Origin of the sequence: Tunturiibacter empetritectus, from assembly GCF_013410875.1 — a bacterium.
Classification (GTDB): Bacteria; Acidobacteriota; Terriglobia; order Terriglobales; family Acidobacteriaceae; genus Edaphobacter; species Edaphobacter empetritectus.
The window spans coordinates 2,122,250-2,138,289 of sequence record NZ_JACCCU010000001.1 but is presented as its reverse complement, the minus strand read 5'-3'; the positions used below and the strand labels follow the sequence as shown (position 1 = coordinate 2,138,289).

General features: G+C 56.2%; 20 protein-coding genes. 13 read left to right on the top strand and 7 right to left on the bottom strand.

The genetic code is table 11. The features are described from left to right. The first annotated feature begins 21 nt into the window (after positions 1 to 21). The 3 genes from HDF08_RS09155 to bla all read left to right on the top strand — a co-directional run bounded on the left by HDF08_RS09155 (position 22) and on the right by bla (position 2,662). Positions 22 to 339: a PspC domain-containing protein gene (locus tag HDF08_RS09155; RefSeq protein WP_179638148.1), complete on the top strand. Its 318-nt coding sequence runs from the start codon at positions 22 to 24 to the stop codon at positions 337 to 339. 2 nt (positions 340 to 341) lie between these two features. Then, the gene (gene lysA / locus HDF08_RS09150) at positions 342 to 1,661 is read left to right on the top strand and encodes a diaminopimelate decarboxylase (protein ID WP_218884535.1); all 1,320 of its coding nucleotides are present in this window, start codon (positions 342 to 344) and stop codon (positions 1,659 to 1,661) included. A gap of 107 nt (positions 1,662 to 1,768) precedes the next feature. Next, complete coding sequence (gene bla / locus HDF08_RS09145; protein WP_179638147.1) at positions 1,769 to 2,662, top strand: subclass B3 metallo-beta-lactamase; 894 nt, start codon at positions 1,769 to 1,771, stop codon at positions 2,660 to 2,662. Between the two features lie 22 nt (positions 2,663 to 2,684). On the opposite strand, the gene HDF08_RS09140 is transcribed toward bla, so the two are convergent. Further along, a complete protein-coding gene (locus HDF08_RS09140; RefSeq protein ID WP_179638146.1) occupies positions 2,685 to 3,662 on the bottom strand; it encodes a gluzincin family metallopeptidase in 978 nt (325 codons plus the stop codon). Positions 3,663 to 3,851: 189 nt separating this feature from the next. Between HDF08_RS09140 and HDF08_RS09135 the strand changes: the two genes are divergently transcribed. The 4 genes from HDF08_RS09135 to HDF08_RS09120 all read left to right on the top strand — a co-directional run bounded on the left by HDF08_RS09135 (position 3,852) and on the right by HDF08_RS09120 (position 7,500). Then, positions 3,852 to 4,601: a YebC/PmpR family DNA-binding transcriptional regulator gene (locus HDF08_RS09135; RefSeq protein WP_179638145.1), complete on the top strand. Its 750-nt coding sequence runs from the start codon at positions 3,852 to 3,854 to the stop codon at positions 4,599 to 4,601. A gap of 76 nt (positions 4,602 to 4,677) precedes the next feature. Next, a complete protein-coding gene (locus tag HDF08_RS09130; protein ID WP_353068952.1) occupies positions 4,678 to 5,427 on the top strand; it encodes an acyloxyacyl hydrolase in 750 nt (249 codons plus the stop codon). A 46-nt stretch (positions 5,428 to 5,473) separates the two neighbouring features. Then, positions 5,474 to 6,394: a glutamate formimidoyltransferase gene (gene ftcD / locus HDF08_RS09125; protein WP_179638144.1), complete on the top strand. Its 921-nt coding sequence runs from the start codon at positions 5,474 to 5,476 to the stop codon at positions 6,392 to 6,394. A 146-nt stretch (positions 6,395 to 6,540) separates the two neighbouring features. Beyond that, positions 6,541 to 7,500, top strand: a complete 960-nt coding sequence (locus HDF08_RS09120) for a hypothetical protein (protein WP_179638143.1) — start codon at positions 6,541 to 6,543, stop codon at positions 7,498 to 7,500. 262 nt (positions 7,501 to 7,762) lie between these two features. Here HDF08_RS09120 and HDF08_RS09115 read toward each other — a convergent pair whose 3' ends face one another. The 6 genes from HDF08_RS09115 to HDF08_RS09090 form a co-directional block, all read right to left on the bottom strand. Then, positions 7,763 to 8,227, bottom strand: coding sequence for a GyrI-like domain-containing protein (locus tag HDF08_RS09115; RefSeq protein ID WP_179638142.1), 465 nt, complete (start codon positions 8,225 to 8,227; stop codon positions 7,763 to 7,765). A gap of 65 nt (positions 8,228 to 8,292) precedes the next feature. After that, on the bottom strand, positions 8,293 to 8,748 hold the full coding sequence (locus HDF08_RS09110; protein ID WP_179638141.1) for a nuclear transport factor 2 family protein: 456 nt from the start codon (positions 8,746 to 8,748) through the stop codon (positions 8,293 to 8,295). A 64-nt stretch (positions 8,749 to 8,812) separates the two neighbouring features. Next, on the bottom strand, positions 8,813 to 9,325 hold the full coding sequence (locus HDF08_RS09105; RefSeq protein ID WP_179638140.1) for a GyrI-like domain-containing protein: 513 nt from the start codon (positions 9,323 to 9,325) through the stop codon (positions 8,813 to 8,815). Next, on the bottom strand, positions 9,322 to 9,945 hold the full coding sequence (locus HDF08_RS09100) for a TetR/AcrR family transcriptional regulator (protein WP_179638139.1): 624 nt from the start codon (positions 9,943 to 9,945) through the stop codon (positions 9,322 to 9,324). The genes HDF08_RS09105 and HDF08_RS09100 overlap by 4 nt, the downstream gene beginning before the upstream one ends. Before the next feature lie 491 nt (positions 9,946 to 10,436). After that, positions 10,437 to 10,889, bottom strand: a complete 453-nt coding sequence (locus HDF08_RS09095) for a chemotaxis protein CheX (protein ID WP_179638138.1) — start codon at positions 10,887 to 10,889, stop codon at positions 10,437 to 10,439. Between the two features lie 174 nt (positions 10,890 to 11,063). Continuing rightward, complete coding sequence (locus HDF08_RS09090; protein ID WP_179638137.1) at positions 11,064 to 11,450, bottom strand: response regulator; 387 nt, start codon at positions 11,448 to 11,450, stop codon at positions 11,064 to 11,066. Between the two features lie 131 nt (positions 11,451 to 11,581). Between HDF08_RS09090 and HDF08_RS09085 the strand changes: the two genes are divergently transcribed. The 6 genes from HDF08_RS09085 to HDF08_RS09060 are packed head-to-tail and all read left to right on the top strand — an operon-like array spanning position 11,582 to position 16,037. Continuing rightward, positions 11,582 to 12,337, top strand: a complete 756-nt coding sequence (locus tag HDF08_RS09085; RefSeq protein WP_179638136.1) for a flagellar hook-basal body protein — start codon at positions 11,582 to 11,584, stop codon at positions 12,335 to 12,337. A 46-nt stretch (positions 12,338 to 12,383) separates the two neighbouring features. Next, complete coding sequence (flgG, locus tag HDF08_RS09080; protein WP_179638135.1) at positions 12,384 to 13,172, top strand: flagellar basal-body rod protein FlgG; 789 nt, start codon at positions 12,384 to 12,386, stop codon at positions 13,170 to 13,172. 6 nt (positions 13,173 to 13,178) lie between these two features. Continuing rightward, positions 13,179 to 13,718 (top strand): hypothetical protein, encoded by a 540-nt coding sequence (locus HDF08_RS09075; protein ID WP_179638134.1) that lies wholly within the window; start codon positions 13,179 to 13,181, stop codon positions 13,716 to 13,718. Continuing rightward, positions 13,715 to 14,554, top strand: a complete 840-nt coding sequence (locus tag HDF08_RS09070; RefSeq protein ID WP_257030931.1) for a flagellar basal body L-ring protein FlgH — start codon at positions 13,715 to 13,717, stop codon at positions 14,552 to 14,554. Before HDF08_RS09075 ends, HDF08_RS09070 begins: the two co-directional genes overlap by 4 nt. 11 nt (positions 14,555 to 14,565) lie before the next feature. Further along, on the top strand, positions 14,566 to 15,735 hold the full coding sequence (locus HDF08_RS09065; RefSeq protein WP_218884534.1) for a flagellar basal body P-ring protein FlgI: 1,170 nt from the start codon (positions 14,566 to 14,568) through the stop codon (positions 15,733 to 15,735). Further along, positions 15,732 to 16,037 carry a hypothetical protein gene (locus HDF08_RS09060; protein ID WP_179638133.1) on the top strand — a complete coding sequence of 102 codons (306 nt, stop codon included), beginning with the start codon at positions 15,732 to 15,734 and terminating at the stop codon, positions 16,035 to 16,037. The genes HDF08_RS09065 and HDF08_RS09060 overlap by 4 nt, the downstream gene beginning before the upstream one ends. Positions 16,038 to 16,040 lie beyond the last annotated feature (3 nt).

Sequence of the window (16,040 nt, the reverse complement as noted above, 5' to 3'; positions counted from 1 at the left end):
TAGAAGCTCTCGGAGACACCTATGTACTGCACACAGTGTGGCAATAAAGTCGATCCCTCCTCCCGCTTCTGTACTGCCTGTGGAGCGCCCGCGCCGTCAGTTCCTCCCCCGATGGGCTACTACCCGGCCGCAACCACGCAACTCACACGCCCACGCACCAACCGCATGATTGCCGGCGTCTGCGCAGGCTTCGCCCTCCACTACGGCTGGGATCTCAACCTCGTCCGCGTTCTCACCGCACTCATGATCGTCCTCACCGGCGTCGGCGCCATCGCCTACATCGCCGCCTGGGTCATCATCCCCGAAGCCCCCTACGCGCTTCCCGTAAAGAGCACCTAAGTTTGTCAAAAAAGATCGCCGCAACCCCGCCTCTAATCGAGGCCAATCCACGCCCCTTTGCCTACCGCAATCGTCTCCTCCACTGCGACGGAGCCGACCTCACCGCGCTCGCCGCCGAACACGGCACACCGCTGTACGTCTATTCGGCCCAACAGATCTCCCACCGCCTCCAGCTCTTCAAAGACGCCTTCGCCACCCGCCCCCACACCATCTGCTACGCCGTCAAAGCAAACTCTTCCCTTGCCATTCTGCGTCTCCTCGCCAAACAGGGAGCAGGCTTCGACATCGTCTCCGGCGGCGAACTCGAACGTGTCCGTAAAGCCCACAAGCCCGCCCTCAAAAAAGCAGTCTTCTCCGGCGTAGGCAAACAAACATGGGAGATCGACGCCGCTCTCGAAGCTGACATCCTCCTCTTCAACGTAGAGTCCGAAGCCGAACTCCATCTCCTCGCCGCACGCGCCGAAGCCCGCAACAAAGTCGCCCGCTTCGCCCTCCGCGTCAACCCAGATGTCTTCGCCGAGACACATCCCTACATCTCCACCGGCCTCAGCGAGCACAAGTTCGGCATCGACATCAAAGCCGCACGAGCCATCTATCGCAGTGCAAAAAGGTCAAAGTGGCTCGACCCCGCAGGTGTATCCGTCCACATCGGCTCGCAGATCCGCAAGGTAGATCCCTTCGCCGCTGCGCTCGCCCGCGTCACCAGCCTTATCGCGGATCTACGAAAAGACGGCCACAATATCCGCTACGTCGACGCTGGTGGAGGTCTCGGCATTGACTACGGCGCGACAGCGTTCGATCCAGCGAAACAGGTAGCAAAGTACGCCGCTGCAGTTACGAAGGGTTTAGGAACAGAATCTGCCCATCTCCTTCTCGAACCCGGCCGCTTCATCATCGCGCAGGCAGGCGCGCTCCTCACCCGCGTCCTCTACGTAAAAAAGAACGGCACAAAAACCTTCATCATCACCGACGCAGGCATGAACGACCTCATCCGTCCCGCGCTCTACCATGCCCACCACGAGATCATTCCCATCAAACAACCAGCAGGGAAGCAGCCCCTCCCGGAAACCGACGAGAATAAAGTAGACGTAGTCGGCCCTGTCTGCGAGTCCGGAGACTTCTTCGCCCGCGACCGCGTCTTGCCTCCCGTAAAGCCGAACGACCTCCTCCTCCTCCTCGACGCCGGAGCTTACGGCATGTCCCAAACCTCCAACTACAACTCCCGCCCCCGCCCCGCCGAGATCCTCATCGACGGCGCCACCACAAAACTCATGCGCCGCCGCGAAACCATGCGCGATCTCCTCGCCCCCGAACTTCTCTAACGCCAAACAAAGCACGAATCAGGGGAGTGCCTTTGAAGTCAATGAGCGCTCTGCTTTCTTCGATGTTTCGGACTAACTTATCCTCTTACGCTCTGCTACAAAGCAGAATGCGCCTTATCCTCTCCTGCCTGTTCTTGCTTTTATTTGTTAGCCCTAATGTCGTCCTCGCTGAGACAAACCCTTCATGGACAACTCCGATTGCTCCGTTTCGAATAGCTGACAACCTCTACTACGTGGGAAGCCACGACCTTGCCAGCTACCTCGTCGTCACGCCACAAGGGGACATCCTCATCAACGCAAACCTGGCCACCTCTCCGTCGCAGATACGGGCGAGTGTGGAGAAGTTAGGTTTTCATTGGAATGAAATCAAAATTTTGCTCAACAGCCAGGCGCACTTTGATCACATGGCTGGCGCGGCGGAAGTGATTCGCGAGACCCATGCGAAGAACATGGTGATGGACGGTGACGCGAGCGTCGTTGAGACCGGCGCACGGACGGACTTCTTAGCGCCTTCGTCTAACGTACCCGGGTACGCTCCTGTTCCTGTGGATCGCATTCTCCATGACGGAGACACGGTAAGTCTGGGGGATGTAACTCTGACGGCCCACAAAACCGCAGGCCATACGCGCGGATGCACCACATGGACGATGCGCTCTCACCTTCCAGGAGAGCCAACGGGAACGACGCGCAACATCGTCATCGTCGGAGGCACAGGTTTTTGGTCGGAGTATCACTTCGTCGCCACCCCCGGCCACCCCGTAAGCTACCCCGGCATCGCTCAGGACTTTCAGCACACCTTTTCGGAGCTGCACAGCTTGCCCTGCGACGTCTTTCTTGGAGCCCACGGCGGGTACTTCGACATGCTCACCAAACTGAAGCGCTATCCAAAAGACGGCCCCCGTGTCTTTATCGACTCTGCCGGATATAAAGAGTTCGTCGCTGATGCCCAGGAGACCTTCGAGAAGACACTAAGCAAACAACAAGCCGCCGCAGCTCATTGAAGCTTTGCGAGACGCAACGTTGTCATCTCGCAGCACCAATGGACTGCCGCACCCCAGCCAGTGGAGCCTTCGCGTCAAACACCACTCCATGATTTGGCCCGGCACTCACACCTAACTCCTTCCACAGCGACGAAAGGTCCACAGACACCGGCCTTTCACTCCACTTCGCGTACATATCAGTCAGAACAGTTGTCCCTGTCGCTCGATCCCCAATCTGCAGCACCCGCGACAGCGGCCAGTCTTTATCAATCCCACCCCCGCTCTCCACCACGGCACGCAGCGCATCCTTCAACCCCTTGCGGTCCTTCGTCTCACGCCGAATCGATACATCCGCCATCAAGCAGAACATAGCCCCACCCCAATACGTCCGTCCCCACGTCTGCGTCTCGTTCAACCCGCGATCCCCACGCTCCGGCTCGCCGTTATGCATCTCGTGCAAAAACTCAGCCCACACCCTCGCCTCGCTCAGCCTGCCCGTCTCCGCACGCGCCAGCGGTTCAACGTAGGTCGCCAACCCTTCTTCCATCCAGTGCTGATCATCGGGAAGATCCGGCAGAGCCGTATGCACAAACTCGTGCGTCATCACCCAGTCGTCCTTCAGCTCGTCCTTCGTCACATGCTGGCCCAGACGAACTCGCGTCACAGCAGGGAAGCCGCCAACATCACCCCACGTCGTACCGTGAATCGAGTCGGAATCACCGGAGATCGGCTCAATCACCACCCGCGCCCGCGCCACCGGAAACCTGCCGTAGAACACCGCTACCGAGTGAGCCGAAGCGTGCACCCAGGAGACAATATCGGCCTGCGGAAGATCGAGATCGCCCGCCGTGAAGTCCACCTGAATCGTCGCACCTCCCTCCACAAAACTCTGCGAAGCAACGATCCGTTCCCCCCGCCATCCTCGATGTCCATCCGTACGGTTCTCACTCTGCGCGCGTCCCACGCAAGCAGGCCAGAGCAACGCCACGCAACCGCATATCACCACGATTCTCAGCCCCACAAACAGCTCATTCCAACCCCAAACCGGACTCTGCCCGATCCCTCGACCTGCTGATAAGACTCGTTTGCAACGGAAACAGTTTCACCACGCCCAGACAGGCGCTTGATCTACTCAACATGCTAAAATCACAAGGTCGCGCAAGTCCGCAACACATCGCAGGCACACGCAAAATCAACACCGAGGTAGTCCATGTCCGGCCACTCAAAATGGGCGACAATTAAGCATAAAAAGGGCGCCACAGACGCCAAACGTGGCAAGATCTTCACCCGCCTCATCAAAGAAATCACCATCGCCGCCAAGTCCGGCGGAGGAGATCCCGACGGCAATCCCCGACTCCGCGGAGCCATCGTCGCCGCCAAGGCAGAGAACATGCCCGCCGACAACATCAAGCGCGCCATCCAGCGCGGCACCGGCGAACTCGAAGGCGTCAGCTACGAAGAGATCACCTACGAGGGCTACGGTCCCGGCGGCGTAGCCGTCATCGTTGACGTACTCACCGACAACAAAAACCGCGCCGTAAGCGAGATCCGCCACGCCTTCTCGAAGAACGGTGGAAACCTTGGCGAATCCAACTCCGTCTCCTGGATGTTCACCAAGAAGGGCGTCGTCACCATCGCCAAATCAGCCGCAGGCGAAGACAAACTCACCGAAATCGTCCTCGACGCTGGAGCCGAAGACCTCTCGGACGAAGGCGAAAACTGGGAGGTCCTCACCGACCCCAAGGACTTCGAAGCCGTCACCGAAGCCCTCAAGGCCGCAAAGATCACCCCCGAGCACGCCGAGGTCACCAAGATCGCTTCCACCTACACCAAACTTGAAGGCACACAAGCCAACGCTATGATCCGCCTCCTCGAGACCATCGAAGACCTCGACGACACGCAAAACGTCTACTCCAACTTCGACTTCGACGAAGCGGCAGTCGCCAATGCAAGCCATTGATCGAAGACGGTAGCTAAGCCCCAAACGGCCGCCGTTTATCGGCGGCCTTCTTCTGCAACCAACATCGGAGACCTAAGTGATCAAGCAACCCGCACGCCATGGAGCGACCGCCCTCTGGATCTTCGTCCTCCTGCTCGCCGTCACACGAACCTCTTCCGCCCAGGCCATCGTCAGCAACGGGAACAATCCCTTCCTCGATCCCAAAGGTCATCAGCCCCTCGAGATTGGAGCCCTCGTGCAAGGCGGCTTCGGCCTCACCGAAAATCGCGACGACTTCAAATTCCTCATGGCTGGCGTCCACGCCGGCAAAGTTCTCACAGCCAACATGGGCCCTGGCCCCCTGCGAGGCAACTTCGAGTACGCCGTCGAGGCCTTCCCCTTCTGGCAGTCCTACACGCCAAAGTTTCAGCGCCCCTTCTGCACCAACCCGCCCGGCACCCCGGAGCAATGCACGCCCCTCTACACTGTAGGCGGCACCTACACCGGAGCCTCCATCACTCCGATCATCCTCCGCTGGAACCTGGTCGGCACCAAGAAGTTCTCCTTCTGGGGACAAGCCGCCGGCGGCCTCCTATGGACCAACCATAAGTACCCAGCCTTCGGAGGCCCACCCTACAACTCCCAAAATGACGGCAAGTACGCCGATGCCAGCGTCTGGAACTTTACCCCCCAGGGCGGCGTCGGCCTCCACTACTTCCTCCGCCCTCGCCGCTCCATCGACTTCAGCGCCAACGGCATCCACATCTCCAGCGCCTCTCTCGGAGATCGCAACCCCGGCGTCAACGCCAGCGTCCAGTTCACTCTCGGCTACACCTGGTGGAAATAATCTCGACACCACTTCACGAACCACAAAGTAATTGCACAAACTCAAAATGAACCCAGAAGCCATCATCGAGTGCGTCCCCAACTTCTCGGAAGGCACCGACGCCGCCAAAGTCGAGCAGATCGTCGCCGCCACGCAGGTCGACGGCGTGCGCCTCCTGGACTGGTCCCTCGACACCGCCCACAACCGCTCCGTCGTCACCTTCGCCGGCTCGCCCGAAGGCATCGTCGAAGCCGCTGTCCGTGCCGCAGGCAAAGCCGCTGAGCTCATCAACCTCACCGCGCAAAATGGCGTCCACCCCCGCATCGGCGCCGCTGACGTCATCCCCTTCATCCCCGTCAGCGGAGCCTCCCTCGCCGACTGCGCCGTCCTCGCCCGCCAGGCCGGTCTCCTTATCTGGCGGCGCTACGGTGTCCCTGTCTACTTCTACGGAGCCGCAGCCGCCCGCCCCGACCGCGTCCTCCTCGAAGATGTCCGCCGCGGCCAGTTCGAAGGCCTTCGCGACGCCGCCCTCCGCGACGCCACCCGCCGCCCCGACATCGGCGGCCCCGAAGTCCACGCCACCGCCGGAGCCTCCGCCGTCGGAGCACGCAGCTTCCTCATCGCCTACAACATCCACCTCCAACAGCCCGATATCGCCGCCGCCCGTGCCATCGCCCGCGATATCCGCGCCGCCAATGGCGGCCTCCATGGCGTCAAAGCCATCGGCGTTCTCGCCAACGGCCGCGCCCAGGTCAGCATGAACGTCACCGACTTCCGCATCACCCCTATGCACCACGTCCACGCCACCGTCCAGCATCTTGCCCAGCGCCACGGCGTCCTCATTGGTGATGCTGAGCTTATAGGCCTCATCCCACAGGCCGCCTATGAGCCCGATTCCGATTGGGTACGTCAAATCACTGGCTTCGATCCCGACGGCAAGGTCCTCGAGCGCAGGCTCCACTCCCCAATCGCGTGGCCACAGCATTAGAATCGCCAAAATCGCCGCTTCTACCACGAAAGTAGCAAGCTTGCTAACAGAAACATGACCCATCCAGTCTTGCAACTAGCGCGTATTCACGGAACAATGGTGGTATTGCAGCTACACTGCCAGTAGCTCAAGGAGTAAAGGAAACAATGAACACTATCAAGTGCAACCTCTTCACCACCGCCGTCGTCATGGCGACCATGCTGGCAACTAACTTCGCCTCCGCTGCGCAGCTCTCCAGCGACGCTAAGTCGGCCCTGCCCAAAGAGATTCAGCAGCTCATCGTCGTCGACTACCGCGCCATGCAGAACTCCCCCGCCGCGATGGATCTCAAAGACCGCGTCCTTCCCCCCGAACTCAAGCGCCTCGAGACCGCTCTCAAGAGCTCCGGCCTTAAGGTCGACCAGGACGCTGACGTCCTCGCCTTTGCCGCCTTCCGCGACCAGAAGGGTGACGGAACCCGCATTGTAGGCATCGCTCAGGGTCAGTTCCACACCCGCGAGGTCATGGCCAACTTCACCAAGAATAAGGTCAAGCCCACCATGATCCGCAACAACAGCGTCTATCCCATGGGCGCCAACGGCATGAGCGTCGTATTCCTTAACCAGACCACCATGGTCTTCGGAGACAAAGACGCCGTCAGGGAAGCCATGGACGCACGTGACGGCATGAACCCCGACTTCCTCTCCAACGGCGACATGGTTAACGAGATGGGCGTCGTCGATACCAAGGCCGTATGGAGCCTGCTCGATGCCAAGGGCACCCAGACCATGATGAAGGGCGTCCTGGGTGACGCCTCTCAACTCACCGACTACGACACCGTCAAGAACCGCATGAAGAGCAGCCGCTACACCATGGACTTCCAGAACGGCGTCAAGTTCGACATGGCTGTCGTTATGTCCGACACCCTCACCGCCGCCACCGCCGCCACCCTGATGAAGGGTGTTTCGATCCTCAAAAAGAACTCCGGCACCCCGCTCGAGAAGTCCGCGCTCGATCAGACCACCATCGACTCCAACGCCGGTACCCTGACCGTCTCCTACTCCTCCTCCGACAGCCAGTTCGCCAGCCTCCTCACCTCACCCCTCTTCCAGTCCGTAGTCAAGTAGTCCCTCACGATCTGCAAAATAAGCGACTCGCAAAAAGCCCGGCCTCCGCATCCAGCGGACCGGGTTTTTTTGCGCGGTCGAGTTGCGAAGCCCGTATTAGAACTTTGCTGTCATCCTGCCCCTGAGCGAAGTCGAAGGGAAGGATCCCGACGAATCCCATTCTGCCCAAATCGTTCGTACCATTTCCACTTACCTCTTAAGTCGTCATCCCAACGGAGTGAAGGATCCCCGTATTTGTATCAACATTCGCTACGTTTTATTCCTACGCAATCTGCGGCCGACTCAACTCCGTCCGCCAGTTAGCCGGGTCCGGACCAGCCTCCATGCCGGTAAGATATCGCTCCCATAGATCGTCTGCAGTCTTATACCCACTCTTCGCAATCCAGGCCTCAAATTCACCCCATCCCCCGCCAAGCCCCGAGTAGTCCCCGTGGTAGACCGTCCTCACCAGCTTCATCGCAGGCCACGCTCCAGCCTGCACCCGGCCCGCAGTCACAATCGGCGTAGCAACCGGCACGCAAATCTCGAAGTCAAACGTGTCCTTCGGCTTCCTCAGATGGTGAGTAAACCAGGGTCCGGCCTCGGCAATCCCTTGTGCGGCAACCGCGGCCTTCACCTCGTTCAACCCGGGAATCATAATCTTTCGTATCTCCGACGCCGGAACCTTGAGAGGAAGAAAGGCCATCGGCAGCGTAACGGTCTCAACGATCTGTGGAGTATCGATCAATGTTGTCTCCCTGCGACCCGAATCATCTAGACTCTTCAACTCGGTTGTTTGCTTCAATGCATCGTTTACGGTTGAAGATCGAATGCCGGCCGCAGACTGCCATCCATATAAAACGGCACCGACGTATGGGAGTGTGTGATCCTCCACTGACCAGCCTCTCTCTTCAACTGAAGAGTAGAACGCATCCAGAAGCTCACCAGTCGCGCTGCTGTTTTGGAGGTCGCGTTCATGTGCATAAAGCCATGGCAGAACGCAACATCGCCGCTGACCGTCACCTCAAAATCGCGCGCTTCCACCTCCACCGGCCCATCCCAGGAATCAAACCACGCCTGCTTCTCGCGGAGATCGATTCCACGATGAGAGAGCGGCGGAGCCAGATTGTAGTCGGCCACATCCGCCGCGAACAACGCTGCAAATCCGGCAGCATCTTTCTCATGATTCATCTTGCGGAGTTGATCGATCACCGCCAGAACTTCAGCCTCATCCTTCGAAACATCGGTCTGCATCGTCGCTGTCGCCATCGTGGTTCTCCTCTCTAGTTAGCTGCACGGCCCATTGCTGCACCTTCAAAAGCAAACGTCAGTCCTAACGAATCGGCACCCACACCTCAACATCCCCAGCGCCGATCTTCGGATCAAAGCTCTCGCCATAGCGTTCGAAGAAACCCGGTGCCCCTGGCGTCCCCAACGCGAACGAGTATTGGGACCTTGGCAGCCACTCATGCTCAATCGCGCGGCAGGTCTCCGCCAGCTTCGACACATGGCCCCTGTGCGTGAACACCGCATATCGCTCTACCGGCATCGTCACCACGCTGAACCCTTCAGGCAGACCCTCCGCACTCTGTACCTCGACACCCGCCATGTAGCCAAAACCATCCGACGAAGGAAAACAAATCCCGTAAGCCACCCTTCCAATCTGTCCGGGGATCTTGCCCAGGTAAGCAGCAAAACGCTGCCACAGCGCCGGAATCTCTGGCATCGTCGCCATCGTGTACTCACCCCGCAGTCCAGCCAGCAACATCGGCCTTCCGTCTTCAAACCGCGGCGATTCCAACCCATCAGAAACTGTCTTAACTCCCTGCTGTGGAACCTCTGTCATGAAGTGCTCTCCTGGAATCGATTGAGAAACAACATCTCAATATACCGGTGTAAATGATCGATACAGGAGAGTGCAATCTCGGGGCCACTCTTGGCCTTGGCAAGGACGAACGCTCCTTGCAGCGTCGCTTGTATGTAAAGTGCCAGACTCTGCGCAGTCCACTCCACCTCCATGCCATGCCTCTGCATAGCCTCCGCGATGTCCGCCTCCACAGTCGCCGCATGCTCGCTGATGCTCCGGTTGCACGCCTCTCGTATCAGAGGATTGGTGTCGTACACCTCCTGCACCATCGTACCCACCAGGCACGTAAAGTCACACAGCGGTCTTCCCAGCAGGATCGCCTTGCGGAAGTCCACATAGGCAAGAACACGATCCAGCGGATCGGAAAGCTCGCGATACGGAGCATACGCAAACAACCCGCTCGTAACCTCGCTCCAGTGATCCGCCGCAGCCGTAGCCAACTCTTCCTTGCTCTTGAAGTGGTGAAAGAAGCTTCCCTTGGTCAGGCCTGCCTCTTCGCAGACATCTTCAATGCGCGTAGCGGTGTAACCCTTCACGCGAATCACGTGCATTGCCGCATCCAGGAACTTCGTCTTCGATTCGTGCTGGATATCGATCATGAGAAGAGGTCTCTGATTGAAATAAAATACCAACCAGTTGGTATGCTGTCAACCCAGAATCTTCCCCACTCCTGCCAAATGCAGATCGTTAACGCCTTGTCCCTCACCGCCATTGCTCTCAGCAAAATCCTGTCAAGCCCCACACGAGGCTAAGTGCCTTTCCATCAGACAGATCCGCATGGCACATTAGTTACGTACCACCAGCTATACTGAATACAGAGATCTATCCGCAAAAAGTCGCAAAAGAACCGTTATTTCGACCAAAACGAACCACAGTCTTATCGTGGTCCGCGCCGCGGAGAAACCCCGCATTTGCATTTCTGCGTCTCCCTTGCATTCGCCGTGGTTACCATCACCGCAGATTCTCCGTAAGCCCTTTGCCATCACGAATCTGCAAGCAACCTGTTTGGAATGAATATTTTGCGGAGACCTATTCCGCGTAAGTCGTTACAAAGAATAGACTTACGCGCGGGTAATAGGGGGGGCCCTTACTAGAACGCAAGTACGACGCCGAACACATTCCCCTGAAAAGAATACTTCCGGCTAAACTTGGTCCCGAACCTCGCCTGATAGCCCTCAAGTCCATTCCGAGTGACGGCAGGGGTCGAGATCGTGCAGTTGGAGTCCGGAGAGGCAAGCTTGCTCTTCCATCCGCCGGCGATCATATTGCAAAGCTCCCCGATCGCATCGTCCACCATCGGATCGTGCGGCTCGGACGGCGTCCCCAGCAGAGCCTCCGCAGTCACCGACGCCGTAGCCTGACTCGCATACAACAGGCACTCCCCGTCCACCGCACCAGTAAACTGAATCCTCGCCACGATCCGCCCCTCCACCGTGTCGACCTCACCCTCCAAGGGATCGCAACTGCGCTCCAGCATCGTCTCAAAAACCTCTGCGACAGCCGAATCCAGCCGAGTCACTGCCTCATCCTGCGTATTTGACACAATCGTCCTCTTCCCGCTCCAGGTTTATGTTCCGCAATCACTCAAGCAACTCTCAACCAACCGACCAACCAACAAATCAAGATCGAAGCGATGCAATCAGCAAAGCTCCAACTCATCTCAACGAACCAGGTTCCAACCGAAAGGCTCAACCCGCACGAGCAGCAACAGAATCGCTCACGCCACACGCAACAGAGGAAGAACCCGCGCCTTGACCTGCTCGGCAGTGAACGGCTTGCAGATATAGCCTTGCGCCCCCGCAGCGATCGCCCTCAGCACGAAGCTCTCATTGCCCTCCGTCGTAATCATCACCACCGGAACGCCGTGCGCGAGATTCTCCTGCTTCCGAGCCTCCAGAAACTGCAGCCCATCCATCACCGGCATATTGATGTCACTCAGGATCAACGACAGCCCACCCGAACCTTGATTGTCACGAAGAGTCTGCAACGCCTCCTCCCCATTCGAAGCCTGCAATACCTCGCTCAGTTCGAGGCCTGCCTGCCGCAACGCTCGCTCGATAACCTTCCTCATCACTGCCGAATCATCAATAATTAGAGCTCGCACCGACCCTCCCAACACATCTTCTGGTCTAACTACTGTATCGGCAGATCAACAGCAACCTTGAATGAACGCCGTTAGCGTTTTCTAACTATCTCCTCTCCAACTTCGGCCACCGAACTGCATAAGCTCGTGGCATGGACAGCGGACTCTACGCAGCATATACAGGGCTCTTGGCACGCACGCAGGCACTCGACACCGCGGCCAACAATCTGGCCAACGCCGGAACCTCCGGCTTTCGTGCCCAACGCGATTACTTCAGTGGAGTTCTTGCAGGCGGCATCGACCAGGATCCCGAGACAGCATCGCAGGTCGGCCAGTCCGTTAACGGCTTCGGAGTCTTAGGTGGCAACCGACTCGATCTCGGACAGGGAGAGCTGAAAGCCACCGGCAATCCGCTCGACCTGGCGCTCGAAGGGCAGGGCTTCTTCGCCATCCAGACCTCCAACGGCATCCGGTACACACGAGATGGAGCTTTCTCCCGCTCCCCCAAGGGAATGCTCCAGACAAGCCAGGCAGAGCCAGTGCTCGACGCCAATCTCAAGCCCATCATCATCCCCACGGGCAACATCTACGTATCCCCCGACGGCAGCATCTCGGTTTCGACAGCAGACGGCAGCGTAATTGTAGGTAAGGTCGGAACCTTCGATTTTGCAGATAGATCAGTTCTCTCTGCTGAGGGTTCCAACCGCTTTTCCGCTAATGGGGCAAAGCCCAGTGCTGCAAACGTCTCGGTAGAACAAGGCTCGGTAGAGGGAGCCAATGAAGACGCCGTTCACGGCACGATGCAACTCGTGTTGATGCAACGGCAAGCGGAGATGATGCAAAAAGCGTTGAGTGTCTTCAATAACGATTTCGATAAAACGGCCTCAGAGGATCTTCCCCGAGTTTGACGAGAGACCCATATTTCTGAGTCATCTACAGAACAAGGAGCTTGAAATGATTCGTGCACTATACACAGCAGCAAGCGGAATGAGCGCCCAGCAAACAAATCTGGACACTATCGCAAACAATCTCGCGAATTCTGGAACTGCGGGTTTCAGACAACGTCAAGTGCAATTTGAAGACATGATCTACCAAAACCTGATCACTCCCGGATCTGCCGAGACACAGCAGACTCTTTCCGCTGGCTTGCAGGTCGGTCTAGGTACGAAGACGGCGGCAAGTGAAGTAATTATGACGCAAGGTGATCCCAATAATACCGGTAATCAATACGACCTTGAGATTCAAGGCGCGGGATTTTTCCAGATCTCTCTCCCTGATGGAACTATTGCTTACACTCGCGCTGGTAACTTTCATTTGAGCAGTCAGGGGACAATCATAACCTCGAATGGGGACACAGTTTTACCTGCAATCACCATTCCTTCCAATGCCGGCGCGGTAACGATCTCTCAATACGGAGTCGTAACTGCGATGCTTCCCGGGCAGACAAATGCCGCCCAACTTGGCACGATTCAACTAGCAACTTTTCCTAATCCTGGAGGGCTTAGTTCTATCGGAAGCAACTTGCTGCAGCAGACGGCCGCTTCGGGAAATCCCATTACTGACAGCCCAGGTGGTACCAGCGGAATAGGAACACTACAGCAAGGGTATCTAGAAAACTCAAACGTTGACGTCGTCGCGGAGTTCGTGCAAATGATCTTGGCACAACGCGCCTACGAAAGTAACTCCAAAGTAATACATGTCGCTGACGACATGTACTCGCAGATCAACGGTCTTGTTCGGTAGGTTGACATGATTAGCATTTTTTCAGAATTCAAGACAGCCGGCAAAAGCCTCTTCTTTTTGCTACACGGAATAAGCGTTGCCAATACAGTTCCCGCAATCTGTTATGAAACGCCATCAGTTGCAATTGCTGCGGGCACCACAAGTTTCTCATTTCCGATATTGGAAAGCGGTGGTTATCGTATAGCGAGAACTCAGTCGGACCTGATACTAGGACAGACCTGGGCGATGGTTATACATTGTGATCATCCAGACTGGCCAGCCCTTGCTTTTCCATTGCAAAATTTGATTTTGTCGGCACAATTCAGAGGGCATGAGAATGCCAAAAATACTCTAGGATCCGTAGTAATTCATGCTGGTGATGTCGTTCGGGTTTGTAGGCAAGATCTATTTTCGAGGCTTGAAGTTACCGGAATCTCGGAAGAGAACGGCAGGTTGGGAGAAGTTATAAAAGTTCGATTATTACGCGAAAACACGGACGATCAGTCTGTATCAGAACAATACTCCGGTATTGTTCGAGGGCCGTCCAATGTGGAGATGAAGCCATGAGACGAATTTTAAGGATCAGCTCGGTTTTTAGCTTCATCCGCGAATCAGAATCCCGTAGAGACCCGCTCTTTACAAGCCAATCGTTTTGGACTTTGTTCGAAAACAAAAGTTGCAGTCGCTTCGCGTCGACGATCGCAGCAATATTGCCGTTGCTTCTGGTGCTCCCCTCGTTGCATGCACAGACTGAAATGATCCATAAACTGATTGAGCCCAAACCGAATGTGGCAGCCTCATCGTTATCCTCCTATCTGGAGAGGGTTCGGGCGGAAAATTCCAACATTCAGCCTGCGCCAGGATCCATCTGGACAGATAGCGGAAGACTGACCCGCATCAATACGGATGTGCGGGCCATGCGACCACATGATCTGATTTCGGTTGTAGTCTCTGAAAGCCTCGCGGCCTCGACGGATGGCACCGTCAAGAACTCACGGGCATCGAATGCAAGTTCCGCCATATCAGGTCTCATCGGTACACTTCATGCAAGTAACGCATTGCAGAATTTGATCAATCAAACATCCTCGTCTGGACTTAACGCGGCCGGGACAAGTGCAACGAATTCGAGTCTAAGCACTACATTTGGCGGACAAGTGATAGAGGTGCTCTCAAATGGGATGCTTGTTATTGAGGCAGCTCGGCAAGTTGAGTTCAGCCAGCAGACACAGACAATTGTTTTGCGGGGCCTTGTCCGTCCTGAGGATATTTCTCAACAGAATCAAGTTTTATCGACAGCTATCTCTAGTTTGGAGCTTGAAGTACGTGGGAAGGGAATTATCAATGACTACACCCACCGTCAGATTCCCGTAGTTCGTCTTCTACAAAAGGTTTTGATTTTTTAGTGAGGAATTGTATGTACATTGTTAAGAAACGCCAAAAATTAGAATCAAAGAAACTGATCAGAGGACTTTCGGCCTTTCTTTCATGTTTGCTATTTGTTATCTCGTCTGCGTGTGCTCTTTCTTCAGACTCAATTACATCTGCATTAAGGCAGGCCCGCGTTAAAGATATCTCTTCAATTGAAGGTATTCGTGACAATCAATTAGTTGGATACGGTATAGTTGTCGGGCTGCAAGGCACCGGCGACAGCCAGCAAACAACCTTTCCAGCACAAACATTAGCGTCAACTTTGCTGCGGATGGGAGTAAGCGTACCAGCATCGGCGATTCGAGTACAAAACCTTGCCGCAGTTTTTGTGGCGGCCACCTTACCCCCCTTTGCTCGGCCGGGCACCAAGCTGGACATAACTGTTTCTTCTGCAGGCGATGCAAGGAGTCTCGAGGGGGGGCTACTTCTAATGACTCCTCTCTATGGATCGGATGGAAAGATATATGCCCAGGCACAAGGACCGTTAGTAGTAGGTGGCTATTCGATCAATGTGAACGGGAACTCAAAGCAATACAATCACCCCAACACTGCGAGAGTACCTTTTGGGGCGATGGTAGAACGTGGGGTTCCGTTGGATCTTGAAGGAAAAAAGCAATTCTCGCTCCTGTTGAACGAAGCTGACTTTCGTACCGCGGAAGCCATGGCACTAGCAATCAATCAATCATTAGGACGGCCTGCTGCGCACGTTCTCGATAGCCGAAGGATTGATTTGCTGGTTGCCGCCGATGAAGAGATTCCAGCGTTATTGGCTCAGGTCGAGTCAATAGAAGTACCTGTCTTTCCTCGAGCGAAAGTAGTTGTCAACGAGCGTACAGGAACGGTAGTTATTGGCGGAACGGTCGTCCTGCAGCCGGTGTCTATCCTTCATGGTGGATTAGCAGTAAATGTGGTGAGCGAGTTTCAGGTGTCGCAACCTAACGCATTGTCCTCAGGTGGCACGACGCAGGTCGTGCAGCAGACGAGAATCGACGCTCAAGATAAGCCGGTCAACCGAATCGAGTTAAAACAGGGAGCTACGGTAGATGATCTGGTTCGAAGCCTACAGACAATTGGAGCTTCAGCACGTGATGTGATCTCGATCCTTCAGGCAATGAAGTCTGCGGGCGCGCTAGAGGCAGAGATCGAAGTCCTATGAAGATTAACCCGGATGTCTCAAGTTCGCCTGTTATCCAACTTCAGAAGCAAGCCAAACTAGTCGATGCTGCTCAACAATTCGAGGCAATGATGCTACAAGAACTGCTAAAGCCAATGCAGCATGGTCAGAGTAGTTGGGGAGAGGAAGAGAAGAGCGATGACTCGGCTTCTGACACGATGAGCAGCTACGGAACGGAATCTGTTGCAAAAGCCATATCGAAGGGAGGCGGCTTTGGGATTGCTCAGTGGGTTGTCGAGCAGGTCGCTAAAGCGCATCAGCCGCATGCGGAAAAAGAAAAATGATTG